The organism is Arthrobacter psychrolactophilus, assembly GCF_003219795.1.
Classification (GTDB): Bacteria; Actinomycetota; Actinomycetes; order Actinomycetales; family Micrococcaceae; genus Specibacter; species Specibacter psychrolactophilus.
Genome location: NZ_QJVC01000015.1, coordinates 64,281 through 81,806, shown reverse-complemented (window position 1 = coordinate 81,806; position 17,526 = coordinate 64,281). Strand labels below are relative to the sequence as shown.

Sequence of the window (17,526 nt, the reverse complement as noted above, 5' to 3'; positions counted from 1 at the left end):
TCCAAGGCTTATCCCAGAGTTAAGGGCAGGTTACTCACGTGTTACTCACCCGTTCGCCACTAATCCCCCCGCAAGCGAGGTTCATCGTTCGACTTGCATGTGTTAAGCACGCCGCCAGCGTTCATCCTGAGCCAGGATCAAACTCTCCGTTAATAACTAAACAGACACACACAACCACACCGGAAAAAGGTGTTAGCTGCATGCACTAAATTCGAAACCAGCTAAACGATCAATCCACCACCACAGGGGCGGCAGCGAATCAACCAAATAACCAATTCAATATAAATAAATTGGTATCAATAAAACTTGGCACACTATTGAGTTCTCAAACAACAACCACACCCAGCCATACACCAAGAAACAAACCTTGACGATCAGTGCCGGGGCAACTTTACAAGCTTACCCGACTGAATTCTAATAAGTCAAATCCTTGATTTCGACTAAATTCAAACTTTCATTTGAAACAAAGCACAAAAACCTATTTCAAGGTAATTAGTTTTGGTCTTATCCGGATCAGAACTGTTCGTTCAGCGGAGTACTAACTCTAGCACCTGCTCGCCGGGAATCCAAATGGCAAGCAGGTGCTGGTAAGGCGAGCTTCCGTCAGGAGTCGGCCAGAGTGAGATACAGTGCGCCCAGCGGAGGGACTCGCAATCTCAACGAGTTCTCTTGCCCATCCCAGGGAAGCGGTTCCGCCGTCAAGGTGCCGGTATTACTGACACCAGATCCGCCGTAAATGGCTAGATCAGTATTCAGTGCCTCACTCCACACGCCGGCTGCAGGGATACCAATGCGGTAACCCTCGTAGGCAACGCCGGCAAAGTTGACGATGCACACCAGCGGCTTGCCGGCCTTGTCCCAGCGGACGAAGGAGACAACGTTGTTCGCGGTGTCGCCACCGTTGAGCCAGGTGAAGCCCTCAGATGTATTGTCCAGTTCAGACAACGCAGTAATAGAGGTGTAGTTGTGGTTCAGATCCTTCACAAGTTTCTGAATTGCGCTGTGCCCGGGGTTCTCCGCCAACCACCAATCAAGGCCGTGAGCTTCGCTCCATTCGGCTTCCTGACCAAATTCGGTACCCATAAAGATCAACTGCTTGCCCGGATGAGCCCACTGGAAGGCGAGGTAGGCGCGCAGATTCGCCAACTGCTGCCAGCGATCACCGGGCATCTTGCGCAGGAGAGAGCCCTTTCCGTGAACGACTTCGTCGTGGCTGATGGGCAACAGGAAGTTCTCCGTGAATGCGTAAGCCAAGGAGAAGGTGATCTGGTTGTGGTGCCAGCCCCTATTAACAGGATCCTCAGACATATACGTCAGAGAGTCATGCATCCATCCCATATTCCATTTGATGCCGAAGCCCAATCCGCCCTCGCTGGTTGGCGCGGTGACTCCGGGGAACGCCGTGGATTCTTCTGCGATCGTGACGACGCCTGGGTTGCGGCGGTAGACGGTGGCATTCATTTCCTGCAGGAAACTGATGGCCTCCAGGTTTTCTCGTCCGCCAAAGCGGTTGGGGCTCCAAGCCCCGTCCTCGCGCGAGTAGTCCAGGTACAACATGGACGCGACGGCATCAACGCGTAGCCCATCGATATGGAATTCTTCGATCCAGTACAGGGCGTTGGCGACGAGGAAGTTCCGTACCTCGTTGCGGCCAAAGTCAAAGATCAAGGTTCCCCAGTCGGGATGCTCCCCCAGCTGTGGATTGGCGTGCTCGTACTGCGCCCCACCGTTGAACTGGGCTAATGCCCATTCATCCTTGGGGAAGTGCGCGGGTACCCAGTCCATGATGACGCCGATGCCAGCCTGGTGCAGCGAATCGACGAGGAAACGGAACTGGTCCGGGTGGCCAAAGCGCGACGTCGGAGCATAGTAGGACGTGACCTGGTAACCCCATGAACCACCGAAGGGGTGTTCCGAGACTGGCATGAGCTCAACATGGGTGAACCCTAGATCCCGCACATACTCGACGAGTTCCGTGGCCAGCTCTTCATAGCTCAGCCCCGGTCGCCAGGAACCTAGATGCACCTCATAAACACTCATGGGTGAATTGTGCGGATCGATCGTGGCGCGCTTGGCCATCCAGTCATCGTCCTTGAAGGAATACGACGAGTCGACAACGCGTGATGCCGTCAGCGGCGGCACCTCGGTGCCATAGGCCATGGGATCGGCCTTTTCCAGCCAGCTTCCGCTTTCCGTGAGGATTTCAAACTTGTAGCGAGCCCCCGCGGAGACGCCGGGGATGAAAAGTTCCCACAAGCCGCTATTGCCGAGGCTGCGCATGGCGTTCGAGCGGCCATCCCAATCATTGAACTCGCCAATGACTCGCACGGCCTGAACGGCAGGGGCCCACACGGTAAAGCTGACGCCCGAAACATCGCCTAATTCGGAGTGGTAATGACGAACATGGGCACCCAAAACGGTCCACAACGTCTCGTGTCGACCTTCAGCAATGAGGTGCATGTCCAGTTCGCCGACAGTGGGCAGGTACCGATAGGGATCGTCCGTGCGGTGCACCCCATCTGCGTACCTGACGTCCAAACGGTAGTCCGGCACATGGTCTGCTTCCTGTGCCGGAATAACTGCAACCCAGATGCCGCCGTACTCATGCGTCATGGGAATAACGCCTTGTGCGGTGACTAACTGCACCGACTCGGCCAAATGCCGCAGCGCACGCACAGTTACCTTGCCATCACTATCCAAATGCGCCCCGAGCACAGAGTGCGGCGCGTAATAACTGCCTTCGGAAATTCGTGCCAAGACGCCCGCATTGACTGCCAGAGGGGCCATTTCATTTAGTCCCATGTCCACACCACTTTCCATTGATTCAAACAAATCTCGGACGGCTTTTACCGGAACCCAAGTCCATGTAGGCCGATTTTGTAATTCGTAAACCACCTCGTACAGCGCTTTATCCAGCCACAATGCCATGAAAAGCGGACTATTACGCGATGTTCTCTCGCCGGAGCCATTTTCGTAACCAAGAATAAAAGCGTCGCTGCTTTTCCTGGCCCATTCGGCTCCTTCGTTGCGTGTGATGGCTCCCGTGCCGGCCGCTTGAGCACCTGCATAGTCAAAGGAGCGCAACATGCCGGCTAAGTCCCGAATGACGATGTCAGCCTGGCCGCGTTCATAGAGTGAGCGCAGCGGCTCGCCCTCGAAATCTAGGATGAACCACTCTGGTGTGGGAGCAGACTCCCGCAATACCAGCTGCCCCAGATGCAGATCGCCGTGAATGCGTTGAAATTGTGGCAGACGGTCAATATGCCGCAGCCGTTGCACAATGCTTTCGAACTTTTGATCGTACGGTCCGACGGCGGGGCGTGCGACGTCCCAGGCATGCTCGAGTCGTGCGGCCATCACCTCAACGAAGGCCTGGGTTTCGGCTTTCTCGGCCCAATGGGCTCCCATGCTCTCGCGCAGATTGGCATGGACCTGCGCCAGGGCTCCGCCGATGAGCTCGGCATGTGCCGTGAAGTCTTCGCTGACCCCAGCAGTGGCCAGGGCACGTTCCCAGCCGTCCTGTGCTCCCTCGATGAAATTGTGAATCACGCAGAGCACAGCCCCGGAGCTGCCTTGTTGTGCAACGACTTGGAGCGTTGGCACCTGCGAAAACTTGCCCTTGCCGGAAACGGTAGCCAGGGCACGCCCAATCTCAACCTCGGGATGCGCCCCACTTTGTAAGATGCGGAAGAACTTGGCAATCAGCGGGCGATCCTCATACCGAAAAACAATCGAGGTATTGGACTGCTCAGCACCCAGGGCGCGAATATCGGAGAGCGTATCCTCGGCACCACCAACAAGCTCCGGGTTCCGCCAGATCTGCACCTCGTCGGCTGCGCCCTGAGGAACACCCAGCGCCATGGAAAGCCAAGCCCGCAGGAACACCAGATCCGCCAAGCCATCGTGCACTCGGCCGTCGGGCCAACCGTCGAACTCCTCAAGGGTTCCCAACACCCCACCTGTGCCAACAGCGCCAGCCGAGGCCTCAGAATTACTTGGCACGGCCGTGCTATCTCGGTGAAAACTGAGGGGAACGTGCAGCGTCAGCCGCTGTCCGACGTCGTACGGAGGAGAGGTGAGGGAGGGGAAATCCACACGCAACAACAACACCAGCAGCGTCACCGCGGGATCGGGCGAGGGCAGCTCGTGTCGTTCGGCAATCGTGAGTCGCGCACCGTGGCCGGCGTCGCCCTTGCGGGGATACCAGCGCTGCTGCGGCAACCACTCTGCGATGAGGGTGAGGAGGGCATCACTCATGAGCGTTGGCGCACCGATCCTGCTCTGAGTACCGCGACATCTGGGCCCATGGCTCAGCGCCGAATATGCAAAATGTGGGCGGGTTCCAGATGCGCGTCCAGCCGGAAGTAATTCTTCTTGCCCCAGTTCCAGCTTGCCCCGGTGACGAGATCGTCCACAATAAAGGTGCCATCTGAGGAGAGCCCGTCGAGCGCCAGAGCGTCAAGGTCAAGAGTCACTTCGCCTTCACGCATGCTGTGCGGATCGACGTTGATGACCACGATGACGGTGTCCTTGTAGGCCGGGGCATCCTCCGTGGCGGGAACATTCTTGTGCTTGCTGAAGACCAGGGTCGCGTCGTCGGAGGCTGCATGCAGGCTCAGATTCTGCAGGTCCCCCAGTGCGGGGTGCGCGCGGCGGATCTTGTTCAGTAGCGTCACGAACGGTGCCAACGACTTACCCTGCGCCTCCGCAGCGGCAAAGTCACGGTCCTTGAATTCATACTTTTCGTTGTCGATGTTCTCTTCCGAGCCGGGGCGGGCCACGTGCTCGAAGAGTTCGAAGCCAGCGTACATACCCCAGAGCGGGCTACCCATGGCGGCGAGGATGGCGCGAATCTTAAACGCCGCGGGGCCACCGTACTGCAGGTACTCGGTGAGGATGTCCGGGGTGTTAACAAAGAAGTTGGGGCGGAAATAGCCGGCCGATTCCCGACTGACATGCACGAGGTACTCCTCGAGCTCTTCCTTGGTGTTGCGCCACGTGAAGTAGCTGTAGGACTGCTGGAAACCGGCGCGGCCCAGAGCTGCCATCATGGCCGGGCGGGTGAAGGCCTCGGCCAAGAAGACGATGTCGGGGCGTTCGGCGTTAATGGTGCCGATAAGCCACTCCCAGAACCAGACCGGCTTGGTGTGCGGGTTATCAACGCGGAAGATGCGCACCCCGTGATCGATCCACAGGCGGACAACACGCAGAATTTCGGTGCTGAGCCCGGCCGGATCGTTGTCAAAGTTCAGGGGATAGATGTCCTGGTACTTCTTCGGAGGGTTTTCCGCATAAGCGATGGTGCCGTCCACGCGTGTGGTGAACCATTCCGGATGTGCCGTGGCCCAGGGGTGATCCGGGGCGCACTGCAGGGCCAGATCCAGCGCAATCTCAAGGTTTAGCTCATTCGCGGCCGCAACAAAGGCATCGAAATCCTCGAAGGAGCCCAGCTCAGGGTGAATCGCGTCATGCCCACCGGCGGCCGAGCCGATGGCCCACGGCGAACCGGGATCGCCGGGAACAGTGGTCAGTGAATTGTTGGGACCTTTTCGGTTGATCGAGCCGATGGGATGGATCGGCGGCAGATACACCACGTCAAAGCCCATCTCGGCCACGGCCGGCAGCCGATGAGCGGCCGTACGGAAATTACCGCTGGTCCACTCGCCAGTCTCGGCACTGCGCGAGGCACCCTCAGAACGCGGGAAAAATTCATACCAGGCACCGCGACCGGCAGCATCACGTTCCACCAGCAGCGGGTAAGTACGGCTCCGGGTCACCTGATCTCGCAGCGGGAAAAGTCCGACGGCGGCACGTACGGCCGAGCTTGTACCGGCGGCTAGGCGGTCAATGGTGTTCAGTGACGCGTCGGCGAGGCGATCGGCGGCCGAGGTGAAGGCCTTTGCTGCCTCCGGGTGCGTGGCCTTGGCGTTTTTGGCTGCGGTGCCCAAAAGCAGCGCACCCTCGGCCAGCATGACGTCCACGTCAACGTTGGCGTTGATTTTTACCTGCGCGTTGTGCGCCCAGGTGCCGTAGAGATCGGTCCAGCCTTCTACGGCGAAGCTCCAGTTACCCTCGGAGGACGGGGTCAACACGCCTTCCCAGGAATCGCTGCCCTTAGGGACCGGAGCGAGACGAGTACGCTGAATTTCACTCTGGTCCGGGGCAAAAAGAATGGCTGTGGCACCCAAAGCATCGTGGCCCTCACGGAAGATCACGGCACTGACCCGCACGTCGGCGCCGCGAATACCCTTAGCCGGGAATGCACCATTTTCTACGACCGGCTGCACGTTCGTGATCGGGATGCGGCCAAAGCGCAGACCCTCCTGCGGATCCGAGGGTGTAGTGGCTGCTGAGCGCAAGGACGACGCTGCGGTTGGCGTTTTACGCGAAGGCTTAAGAGTAGTCACATGCACGACGTTAGCGACTCCTTGCCCGGATTGCTAAGGTCGAGCGCCACATCGGCGCGTTTGGACGTCACACGGCGACAACTTTTCGCCTTTCGCCCCTTCTGCTACGTCATGAAACCGCAATAAGTCACATGCCTCTACTCCTGTCCCAGCTCTTGGGTTAGTGTGACCGGCATGAAGGCAATTCGCAGATTCACCGTCCGCACCGTCGTCCCTGCGCAGATCTCTGCCCTGACCAAGTTGGCCACCAATCTCCGGTGGTCCTGGCATCTGCCCACCCGCACCTTGTTTGAATCGCTCAATCCGCAGCTCTGGGAAAAATCCCGCCGCAACCCCCTCGCCATGCTCGCTGCCCTGTCCCGCGAACAGTTGCAGGCGCTTGCTCAGGATCCGGACGTGGTGTCCCGCGTGGCTGCAGCCGAAAGCAGCCTCGACACGTACCTGTGCGAACCACGCTGGTACCAGTCGCTGGGCGCAGAGGCACCCGCCTGCATTGCGTACTTCTCCCCCGAATTTGGCATCACCGAGGTCCTCCCCCAGTATTCCGGCGGCCTCGGCATTCTCGCCGGTGACCACCTCAAGTCTGCCTCCGACCTCGGGGTGCCGCTCATCGGCGTCGGGCTTCTCTATCAGGCAGGTTACTTCAAGCAATCGCTCTCACGGGATGCGTGGCAGCAGGAAAGTTACCCGCTGCTGGACCCAGATTCCCTGCCGCTGACCCTGCTGCGCGAGGAGGACGGCACGCCCGCGCTGGTCACGCTGCCCCTGCCGAATAACCGGGTGTTGCATGCGCACATTTGGCGAGCCGATGTGGGCCGGGTGCCCTTGCTGCTCCTGGATTCCAACGTGGCCGCGAACGACGATGCGGCCCGCGGCGTGACCGACCGGCTCTACGGTGGCGGCGGCGATCACCGCCTGACGCAGGAATTGCTGTTGGGCATGGGCGGGGTCAAGGCGCTGCGCACCTACGCGCGGCTGACGGGAACTGCCGCCCCGGAGGTCTTCCACACCAACGAAGGGCACGCCGGATTCCTCGGCATTGAACGCGTGCGCGAGCTCATGGATCCGGCCATCACCGAGCAGCCGCTGAGCTGGGGTGAGGCACTTGCTGCCGGCCGCGCGTCGACGGTCTTCACCACCCACACCCCTGTTCCGGCCGGCATCGACCGCTTCCCGCGCAGCATGATCGAGCACTTCTTTGCCGGCGCGTTGGCTCCCGGGGTCCCCGTCTCCGAGATCCTGGCCCTTGGCGCGGAAAATTACGACGGCGGCGATCCCGCGGTCTTCAACATGGCCGTCATGGGCCTGCGCCTAGCTCAGCGCGCCAACGGGGTCGCCAAGCTCCACGGCGTGGTCTCGCGCGGCATGTTCTCCGGACTGTGGCCGGGCTTCGAGCAGCAAGACGTGCCGATCATCTCCGTCACGAACGGCGTCCACGTGCCCACCTGGGTTGACCCGCAGCTCGCGGCGCTGGCCAAGGAACGCTTTGGCGCCGAGGTCCTGGATGGGCCCGATTGGTCCAAGGTGTATGACGTCAGTGATGAAGAGGTGTGGGCGCTGCGCCGACGGCTGCGTTCCGCCCTCGTCGACGATGCCCGCGCGCGTCTACGGTCCTCATGGAAAAAGCGCGGTGCCGCGGATGCCCAGCTGGCCTGGACCGATTCGGCGCTGGATCCGGACGTTTTGACGATTGGTTTTGCCCGCCGCGTCCCCACCTACAAGCGTCTGACCCTCATGCTGCGCGATCCCGCCCGGCTCAAGGCGCTGCTGCTGCATCCCGAGCACCCAATCCAGATCATCATCGCTGGCAAGTCGCACCCCGCGGACGACGCCGGCAAGAAGATGATTCAGGATTTGGTGCAGTTCACTGACGATCCCGAGGTGCGCCACCGGATCATCTTCCTGCCCAATTACGACATCGCTATGGCCCGCACGCTCTTCCCGGGCTGCGATGTGTGGCTCAACAATCCGCTCCGGCCGCTCGAAGCCTGTGGCACCTCGGGTATGAAGGCCGCCATCAACGGCTCGCTGAATCTCTCCGTCATGGATGGTTGGTGGGATGAAATGTACGACGGCGAGAACGGCTGGGCGATCCCGACGGCCAATACCGGGGCCGGGGAAACGGAACGCGACGACATCGAGGCTGCTGCGCTGTACGAACTGTTGGAGACACAGGTTGCCCCGCGCTTCTACGGTGAGGTGGTGGCCTCGGCTGCCGGAGCCGCCGGCGCATCCCAGCCACACCAGGGTGCGCTGCCCGCACGCTGGATTTCGATGATCAAGCACACGCTCGCCAACCTGGGCCCGGCCGTCTCGGCTGATCGCATGGTGGCCGAATACGTGCAGCGTTTGTACCAGCCGGCAGCCGTTGCCGGACGCTTAGCGCGCGCCAACAACTACGCCGTCACGAAGGAGCTGGCGGCCTGGACGGAACGGGTGCGTCCGGCCTGGTCCGAGGTTCACGTGGAACATGTGGACTCCCACGGCTTGGGCGACGAGCCACAAATTGGTGAGTCGCTGCAGGTGCGGGCCCACGTCAATCTCGGCCAGCTGGATCCGAACGATGTTCACGTCAGCGTGGTGTACGGGACGGTCGATGATGCGGATGATCTGGCCCAGACCCGCTCACAGCGTCTGGAGACGGTGCAGGACCACGGCATGGGACGCTACCAGTTCTCCGCGGACCTGCTCATCGACCGTTCCGGCGACTTTGGATATAGCGTCCAGATTCTCCCCACCCACGGTGCGCTCGCCAATCCGGCGGAACTGGGGTTGATCAGGACAGCCTAGCTCCAGAGAATGTCGCGGTTGCAGACACAGATCGGGCGGGTTCGCCGCCGGACACAAGCGGACACTGGCGCACGCAAGTAACTCCGCGTTGAGTGGTCACATAACGCCCAAAAGACACACGGATAAGGGCGTGACGTGGCGACTCAACGCACGGGAGGGGCCGGAACGAGAGCAAACTGCGCCAGATGGCGGTAGCTCCGCCGCGGGACACAAGCGGACACTGGCGCACGCAAGTAACTCCGCGTTGAGTGGTCACATAACGCCCAAAAGACACACGGATAAGGGCGTGACGTGGCGACTCAACGCACGGGAGGGGCCGGAACGAGAGCAAACTGCGCCAGATGGCGGTAGCTCCGCCGCGGGACACAAGCGGACACTGGCGCACGCAAGTAACTCCGCGTTGAGTGGTCACATAACGCCCAAAAGACACACGGATAAGGGCGTGATGTGGCGACTCAACGAACGGGAGGGGCCGGAACCTGAGGAGCGGGTGCAGACGGTGAATGTCGCGCCGTCTGCACTCGGGGGAAATCACGAGAGGGGGCCTGCCGTGTGGCAGACCCCCTCTTGGCGGACTCATTTACCGAGAGGTAAGGTCGTTGCGATAAATCTGGACGGTGTTGGCATCCACACGGACGCGCTCGCCCGGCTTGACCAGCTCAATGGAGCGGGGCAAGCGGAAGGAGGGTTCGCCGTCGTCCGCTAACGTCGCCTCCGCCGTGGTCATCCGCAACATATACGAGCGCGGCTCGACAATCTCGCCATCCTTGGACTCTGCACCAAAGCGCGGGTTGGCCGGCAGGACCACGTCCTCATCGGTGATGCCCGTGTTGAAGACGACCAGGCCATCGACCTTGCCGTCGGGAGAACCCATGAGCATGGTCAGGACGCGCTCGTGCGGATTCTTCCACTCCTCCGGCGACATGGGAACACCATCGGCGCCGAACCAGTGAATGAACGACTGCCCGCCACGCGTGGGGTACCCGCTAGGCTGGGCGGCCAGGAAATCCTTGCGAATCTTCAGCAGGCGGCGCGTGGCGGCCAGCATGGTTTTCGCTTCCTCATCCATGGACCAATCGACCCAGGCAATCTCATTGTCCTGGCAGTACACATTGTTATTGCCGCCCTGGCTGCGACCCAGTTCGTCACCAGCGGTGAGCATGGGCACGCCGAGCGCCAACAACATGGTGGCCATCAGGTTACGGCTGGTGCGAGCACGCTGGGCGAGAATCTTCTCGTCGTTGGTGATGCCCTCAACGCCGTGATTCCAGCTGCGGTTATTGCTGTTGCCGTCGCGATTTTCTTCCTGATTATCCAGGTTGTGCTTGTTGTTGTAGGCGGTCAGATCGGCCAGTGTGAAGCCATCGTGGGCGGTGACAAAGTTGACCGACGACATGCTGCTGCGGCCCGACGCGGCGAAAAGCTGGGACGATCCGCCTAGGGCATCACCGAGTTTGGCGAGGCCATTGTGGTGGTAGCCGGAGAACATGGTGGCCCGATCGGTCAGCCAGATATCGCGCAGGGTATCGCGGAAGGTGTCGTTCCAGTCTGCCCAGCCCGTGGGGAAGTTACCGGTTTGCCAGCCACCGTAGCCAACGTCCCACGGCTCGGAGATGAGCTTGGTGGTTCCCAGCACACTGTCAGCGGCCGCGGCGAGCAGGAACGGGTGCTGGTTGTCGAACTCGTGCTTGCCATTGCGGGCCAGCGACACGGCCAAATCGAAGCGGAAGCCGTCGATGTGGAATTCCTCGACCCAGTAACGCAGCGAATCCAGCGCCATTTTCATGACCTGCGGATTGCCAAAGTTCAAGGTGTTACCGCAACCGGTCGTGTCATAGTACTGACCATCGCGCATGCGGTAGTACTGCTCCTCGGCCAGGCCGCGCCAGCTCAGCGACGGCCCACCCGGACCGCCCTCGGCCGTGTGGTTGTACACCACGTCGAGAATGACCTCGATGCCGGCCATGTGCAGCAGCTTGACCATGCCCTTGAGCTCGGCTTGCACGGCGGCAGGCCCGGCCTCGCGCGCGGCGGCGCTGGCATATTGTGCGTGCGGGGCAAAGAAACCCAGGGTGTTGTAGCCCCAGTAGTTGCTCATCCCGGTGCCCTGCAGATGCGGCTCATCCAGGTGGAAATGTACCGGCAAAAGCTCGACGGCGGTCACGCCAAGTTCCAGCAGATGAGCGATCATGACGGGGTGTGCCATGCCAGCGTAGCTGCCCCGAATTTCCTCGGGAATCTCCGGGTGCAGCATGGTCTGGCCGCGGACGTGCGCCTCATAAAACACGGTTTCGCGCCACGGCGTATTAGGCCGGGTGACGGTGCCCCAGTCGAATCCGGAATCCATCCGGACGGAAAGGTATCCCACGCTTCCGTCGGCGCGCGTGATCTCATCGATGTAGCGACCGTACGGGTCCAGCAGGAGCTGCACCGCTTCGGGATCGATCAGCAGCAGCTCTTCGCGGCTCGCCGCAAGATTGGTGTAAAAACCGTAGCGGGTGCCAACCGGCAACCCCTCGACGAATCCGTGGTGGACGCCGTCGGTCTTGTCAGGGAGCAAAATGGCTCGCCACGAATCGCCAGGGGGCTGAAAACACAGCACCACATCGCGATGGGCAGGAGCGTAGACAGCAACATTGGCTCCCTGATCAGGCTGCCCCTTGGGAGCGGCACTGATTCCTAGCGGAAAGTGCCGGGACTGTGCCGCTCCCAGGGTGCTGACGGCCGCCACCACGGTGTTTGGCATGGCTACCCCTTGACCGCGCGTTGCCTCGAGATCTCGTACAGGCTGATACCAACAGCCATGGAGGCATTCAAGGACTCCATAGCGGAGTCGATCGGGATGGAGACGATCTGATCGCAGTTTTCGCGCACGAGGCGGGACAGGCCCTTACCCTCGGAGCCAACCACGATGCATACCGGTTCCTGCGCCAAGGCGAGGTCAGGCAGCGAAACGTCGCCGTCGCCGTCGAGCCCGAGAACAAAGAAGCCCATCTTCTGGAACGCGCCGATGGCACGGTTCAGGTTGGGAGCCTTGGCGACGGGGACGCGTACGGCTGCACCGGCGCTGGTCTTCCAGGCGGCAGCCGTGACACCGGCGCTGCGGCGCTCGGGAACGATGACGGCGTGGCCGGAGAACGCCGAAACGCTACGGATGATGGCACCGAGGTTGCGGGTATCGGTGATGCCGTCGAGGGCCACGATGAGCGGCGCGTTGGCGATGTGCCCCTTCTTCCACTTGGCGATGATCTCGCTGGCGGTGTCTACGGCGTCCTCGTACTCGTACGGGGGAATCTGCAGCACGAGGCCCTGGTGGATGGCGTCTTCGGTGAGACGGTCCAGTTCCGGCTTGTGGGCTTCCAACAGCGGGATGCCGCGCTCGGTGGCGAGCTTAATGGATTCACGCACGCGCTCGTCCATGTCGACGCGGACAGCAACGTAAAGTGCCTTGGCGGGAATGCCCGCGCGCAGTGCCTCGACGACCGAGTTACGGCCCGTCACGAGCTCTTCGGTGGCCTTACCCTTGGGGCCGCTGTTGCGACGGGGTGAGGCGCTGGTGCCAGCGCCGCGCTTGGCGGCTGAACGCTCGGCCAGCTCCTGGTTCTTGTACGCCTTGTGGTAGGTGCGCTCGGCAGCCTTGGGAGTGGGGCCCTTGCCTTCAAGAGCCTTACGGCCATGGCCACCTGTGCCGACGGAGGGGCCCTTCTTGGTCTTGCGTACTGCCCCGCGCTGTGAATCTTTGGCCATGGTAAAACCCTTACGATTGGTGCGGCGCCCTGTGGTTTCCATGGCCCCGAAGTTCGTCAAATCAAATCTATTTGCCTGCACTTTTAGGCACGCAAGATCACGGGGGAATACAACCCCGTAGCTACCAGCTTACGGGCTGAAGTTAAATTTCGTGGTTCATGGCCGAAAAAGTGCGCATTCTCACCGTTGGGCCCGCCGCGAAAATGCGGGCTTCTGGCGAATTGGCCGTTAAGTGATGCCGCGTTGGACAAAAACGGCCGGAAAGTGATGCGGCGTCCGGAAGGGGTTAGCGCTTCAGGGACCAGGTGGCTCCTGCTGCCGTGTCCGCCACGTCCACGCCGGCCGCTGCTAGCACGTCGCGAATCCGGTCCGATTCGGCCCAGTTCTTCTCCGTCCGAGCCTGCGCCCGGGCCTCGAGCTGCGCCTTGACGAGCACGTCGAGCGCCGTCAGCTCGGCCTCCGAGCCACTGCCCTGCTGCCACTGTGCGTCGAGCGGGTTGATGCCCAGCGCCTCGGTCATGCCCACGACGGCGCCGAAGGCATCCAGGACACCATCGCTGTTGCCGGCCGCCAACGCCGTGTTGCCGGCGCGGACTGTCTCGTGAAGCACCGCGAGGGCCGCGGGGATGTTGAGGTCATCGTCCATAGCGGCGCGGAAGGCCTCTGGAATAGTGGCGACGAAGGCAGGCTCGCCTTCGGGGAACAACTTGGCACTCGCGGCGCTGACAAAGGTCTCAATACGTTCGACGGCGGCCGCGGCTTCCTCGAGTGAGCCCGGTCGGTAGTCCAAGACTGAGCGGTAGTGCGCCTGGCCCAGGTAGTAACGGACCACTAAGGGGCGGGCGATCTCGAGCATTTCGCGCGGGTTGATCGTGTTGCCGATGGACTTGGACATTTTTTCACCCTGGTAGGTGACCATGCCGTTGTGCATCCAGAAATTCGCGAAACCGTGGCCGGCAGCCTGCGACTGGGCCATCTCATTTTCGTGGTGCGGGAAGCGCAGATCCAGGCCGCCTCCATGAATGTCGAATTCGGTGCCGAGGTACTTAGTGACCATGGCGGAGCACTCGAGGTGCCAGCCCGGTCGGCCGGCGCCCCACGGGGACTCCCAGCGAGCCGTCTCGGGATCGCCCGTCTTGTGACCCTTCCACAGCGCAAAGTCGCGAGGGTCGCGCTTGCCCCGAGGGTCGGCGTCGGGCGCTGCCTGCATGTCATCAATATTTTGGTGCGTGAGGGAGCCGTACTGCTTCCAGGAGCGCACGTCGAAGTACACATCGCCGGAGTCATTCAGGGCAGGGTAGGCGTGGCCGCGCTCGATCAGCGTGGCGATGAGGGCGTGCATCTCGGGGATGTGGCCCGTGGCGCGCGGCTCATAGGTGGGCTTCTGGATGCCAAGGGAGGCATAAGCGTCGCCGAAGGCCTGCTCGAAGCGGTACGCCAGACCCCACCAGGGCTCGTTGTTTTCGGCGGCCTTGACGAGGATCTTGTCATCGATGTCGGTCACGTTACGGACCACAGTGACCTTGTAGCCGCTGCTCTGCAGCCAGCGGGTCAGCTGGTCGAAGGCGAGGGCGGAGCGGACATGGCCGATGTGCGGCTCGCCCTGAACGGTGGCGCCGCAGTAGTACAGCGAAACCTCCCCCTCTTTGAGCGGGACGAAGTCGCGAGTAGCGGCGGTAGCTGAGTCATGGAAGCGCAAGGTCACGGCTCTAGGGTATCCCTTCCAGCGGATTCTTGGGGTGCCAGGCTGACCACGAGGGCCGTGGCATAGGCCGTGATGCCCTCGTTGCGGCCGGGGAATCCGAGGCCGTCGGAGGTCGTGGCACTGACGGACACCGGGGCGCCGGCGGCGGCGGTCAGCACGGCCTCGGCTTCCTGTCGGCGCGGGCTGAACTTGGGACGGTTGCCCACGAACTGCACGGCGATATTGCCGATCTCAAAGCCGGCAGCGCGCACAATCCGGGCCGCCTCGCCCAGGAGCTTCACGCCGGAGGCGCCAGCGTACTCTGGGCGGTCGGTGCCGAAGTGTGTGCCAAGATCGCCCACTCCGGCGGCGGAGAAGAGTGCGTCGGCGGCCGCGTGGGCCACGGCGTCGCCGTCGGAATGGCCACTCAGGCCACGCTCGCCTTCCCACAAAAGTCCGGCGAGCCAGAGCGGGGCGGGGTTCTCGGCTGAGTCAAAGGCGTGAATGTCTACGCCGATTCCTGTGCGGGGCAACATCATGGCTTTAGCCTTCAATCCAGCGCGGGCGCAGCGGACCGGCCAGCATGGCCTCGGCCAGCAGCAGGTCCATGGGGGTGGTGATCTTGAGGCTGTGCGTGGATCCCTGCACCACAAAGACCACCTCGCCCAGCGCCTCCACGAGCATGGCGTCGTCGGTGATGCTGGCGGCCGCAGCGGCATCCAAGGTCAGCAGGTATTCGTGAGCGCGGCGCAAGGTATCGAGACGGAAACCCTGAGGGGTCTGCACGGCACGCAATTGATGACGCGCGGGGGTGTCGACGACCTTTTCCAAACCGGCTCCCGTCGCGGGCAGGCTGGCCGGGACCACCGTCTTGATGGTGTCGGTGACGGCCAACGCCGGGATGACGGCCGCGGCACCGTCGCGCAGGGCGGCGGCCACGCGGTTGAAAACGCCCGACGGCGTGAGCGGCCTGGCAGCGTCGTGAATCATGATGTTCGTGACGCCGTCGGCGATGACCTCCAGCGCGGCCGTGACGGAGGCCGAGCGCTCGGCGCCGCCGTCGACAGCGGTAAAGAGCACACCGGCCGTAGCGGCTTCGGCTGCCAGCTGTTCGCAGATGCTGGCCAGCGCAGCATCACCTTCGGGGATGGCGACGCAGATCTGCGCGGCAATCCCGGCCTTGAGCACGCCGCGCACGGCATGCACCAGCATGGGGCTTCCGGCTAGGGGAACGCGTGCTTTCGGGACGCCATGTCCCAATCGCTGTCCGGAACCTGCCGCAACCACTACAACGGCGCACGAGCCGTCTTTTACCTCAGTCATGCCCTCCACTTTAGTCCGCCAGCGAGGCCCTCGTGAGACGACAGCCACAGGTAAGGCCTGGGGGCACGAAAAAGCCCCCGTACCGTTTTGGTACAGGGGCTCTCAAGGGTAGATCTAGGAAGCCAGAACTTCGTCCAAGACCTCGGAGGCCTTGTCTTCGTCCGTCTTCTCAGCCAAGGCCAGTTCCGAAATCAGAATCTGACGGGCCTTTGCCAGCAAGCGCTTCTCGCCGGCAGAGACTCCGCGATCGTTGTCACGACGCCAGAGATCGCGAACGACCTCGGCAACCTTGATAACGTCACCGGAAGCAAGCTTTTCCAAGTTTGCCTTGTAACGGCGGGACCAGTTAGCGGGTTCCTCCGTAAACTCTGCACGCAGAACATCGAAGACGTGTTCAAGGCCTTCCTTGCCTACGACATCACGCACTCCCACAAGGTCAACGTTCTCAGCGGGAACTTCGATCGTCAGATCCCCCTGTGCAACCTTGAGCTTGAGATACATTTTCTCTTCCCCACGGATGGTACGCATCTTGATCTCTTCGATCTTTGCCGCACCATGATGTGGATAAACTACTGTCTCGCCGACCTCAAAAAGCATGTGGATTCTCCCTTTCCAATACCCCTAGTTTATCACGGTTAACTCTCTGCTCCCTTGAGTTTCCGCAGGTCAGGGGCCCGAGAAACTACGCTAACCGCGCAATTGTTCCAACAAGTGGAGATTATCAACCCCCTTGACTATTGCCCGGGGAGGTGCATCCGCGCAGGGTGCCACAACGGCGCAGAAGTTCGTCACGAGAACGCCGAGGCGCACATTTGCGGCAATTACGGATAAGCTGGGAGTGATATTTTGTCTTTTCCATGAGGAGTTACTGACGTGAGAATCGCTGCCGGCATCCGCGGTACCAAACGAGCACACCGCTTGAGCCTGATTGCAGCCATCGGCATTGGTGCCATGGCATTCACAGGCTGCAGTGCCATCAATGAGCAAAGCACCACCCGTGTGTACTCGGCATCTGATGGCGTGCGCCTTGATTTGGGCCAGCTGGAATTGCGCAACGTGTTGATCGTTTCCGAGGCTACTGACGCTCCGGGTCGCGTGGCGGGTACGTTCTACAACCAGTCCGATTCCGACATCACCTTGACGATCAGCGGCGCTGCCGGCTCGCAGACGGAAATCGTCGTCAAGCCCGGCACCCCCACGATCCTGGGCACGACCGGCGACGAGCACATCCTGAGCACCGTGGCTAGCGCCCCGGGCGCTCTCGAGCCCCTCGAGCTGCGCCTCTCGGGTGCCTCATCCGAAACCGCTTCGCTGAACGTTCCCGTCATGGACGGAACGCTCAAGGAATACACGAACCTGATTCCGACGATCGCGCCGAGCCCCGAGCCGACCGTTGCAGCAACGGACGCCGCAACCGCTGAGCCGACCGTTGATGCATCTGCCGAGGCGACCACCGCTCCGTAGTTCGCACCACCAAAAGTGGGGCCGCTTGCATTCGCTGCAAGCGGCCCCACTTTTTTGTGCCCAGCAACGCCTGAGCGAATCTGGTGGCACATTTTCCACCTTGTGAACCAT

Annotated in this window: 10 protein-coding genes and 1 rRNA gene; 2 read left to right on the top strand and 9 right to left on the bottom strand. The window is 61.6% G+C overall.

Annotated elements, in window-relative coordinates:
* From CVS30_RS13335 to CVS30_RS13325, 3 genes are all read right to left on the bottom strand, one after another.
* Positions 1–153 (bottom strand): 16S ribosomal RNA (locus tag CVS30_RS13335); the annotation flags it as partial.
* Between the two features lie 450 nt (positions 154–603).
* Positions 604–4,257: a 1,4-alpha-glucan branching protein GlgB gene (gene glgB / locus CVS30_RS13330; RefSeq protein ID WP_110485820.1), complete on the bottom strand. Its 3,654-nt coding sequence runs from the start codon at positions 4,255–4,257 to the stop codon at positions 604–606.
* Between the two features lie 53 nt (positions 4,258–4,310).
* Positions 4,311–6,407, bottom strand: a complete 2,097-nt coding sequence (locus CVS30_RS13325) for an alpha-1,4-glucan--maltose-1-phosphate maltosyltransferase (protein WP_110485826.1) — start codon at positions 6,405–6,407, stop codon at positions 4,311–4,313.
* Positions 6,408–6,581: 174 nt separating this feature from the next.
* Between CVS30_RS13325 and glgP the strand changes: the two genes are divergently transcribed.
* Positions 6,582–9,197: an alpha-glucan family phosphorylase gene (gene glgP / locus CVS30_RS13320; protein ID WP_181419803.1), complete on the top strand. Its 2,616-nt coding sequence runs from the start codon at positions 6,582–6,584 to the stop codon at positions 9,195–9,197.
* Between the two features lie 580 nt (positions 9,198–9,777).
* Here glgP and glgX read toward each other — a convergent pair.
* The 6 genes from glgX to CVS30_RS13290 all read right to left on the bottom strand — a co-directional run bounded on the left by glgX (position 9,778) and on the right by CVS30_RS13290 (position 16,548).
* A complete protein-coding gene (gene glgX, locus CVS30_RS13315) occupies positions 9,778–11,943 on the bottom strand; it encodes a glycogen debranching protein GlgX (RefSeq protein WP_110485818.1) in 2,166 nt (721 codons plus the stop codon).
* 2 nt (positions 11,944–11,945) lie between these two features.
* Positions 11,946–12,944 carry a 23S rRNA (guanosine(2251)-2'-O)-methyltransferase RlmB gene (gene rlmB / locus CVS30_RS13310; protein ID WP_110485825.1) on the bottom strand — a complete coding sequence of 333 codons (999 nt, stop codon included), beginning with the start codon at positions 12,942–12,944 and terminating at the stop codon, positions 11,946–11,948.
* Positions 12,945–13,230: 286 nt separating this feature from the next.
* On the bottom strand, positions 13,231–14,649 hold the full coding sequence (cysS, locus tag CVS30_RS13305; RefSeq protein WP_110485817.1) for a cysteine--tRNA ligase: 1,419 nt from the start codon (positions 14,647–14,649) through the stop codon (positions 13,231–13,233).
* Entirely contained in the window at positions 14,646–15,167 is a 522-nt protein-coding gene (ispF, locus tag CVS30_RS13300; RefSeq protein ID WP_110485816.1) for a 2-C-methyl-D-erythritol 2,4-cyclodiphosphate synthase, read from the bottom strand. The genes cysS and ispF overlap by 4 nt, the downstream gene beginning before the upstream one ends.
* 4 nt (positions 15,168–15,171) lie before the next feature.
* Complete coding sequence (gene ispD, locus CVS30_RS13295) at positions 15,172–15,951, bottom strand: 2-C-methyl-D-erythritol 4-phosphate cytidylyltransferase (RefSeq protein ID WP_110485815.1); 780 nt, start codon at positions 15,949–15,951, stop codon at positions 15,172–15,174.
* Between the two features lie 114 nt (positions 15,952–16,065).
* Positions 16,066–16,548 carry a CarD family transcriptional regulator gene (locus CVS30_RS13290; protein ID WP_044570041.1) on the bottom strand — a complete coding sequence of 161 codons (483 nt, stop codon included), beginning with the start codon at positions 16,546–16,548 and terminating at the stop codon, positions 16,066–16,068.
* A gap of 276 nt (positions 16,549–16,824) precedes the next feature.
* Here CVS30_RS13290 and CVS30_RS13285 point away from each other — a divergent pair, with 276 nt between their 5' ends.
* On the top strand, positions 16,825–17,415 hold the full coding sequence (locus CVS30_RS13285; RefSeq protein WP_181419802.1) for a hypothetical protein: 591 nt from the start codon (positions 16,825–16,827) through the stop codon (positions 17,413–17,415).
* The last annotated feature ends 111 nt before the right edge of the window (positions 17,416–17,526 follow it).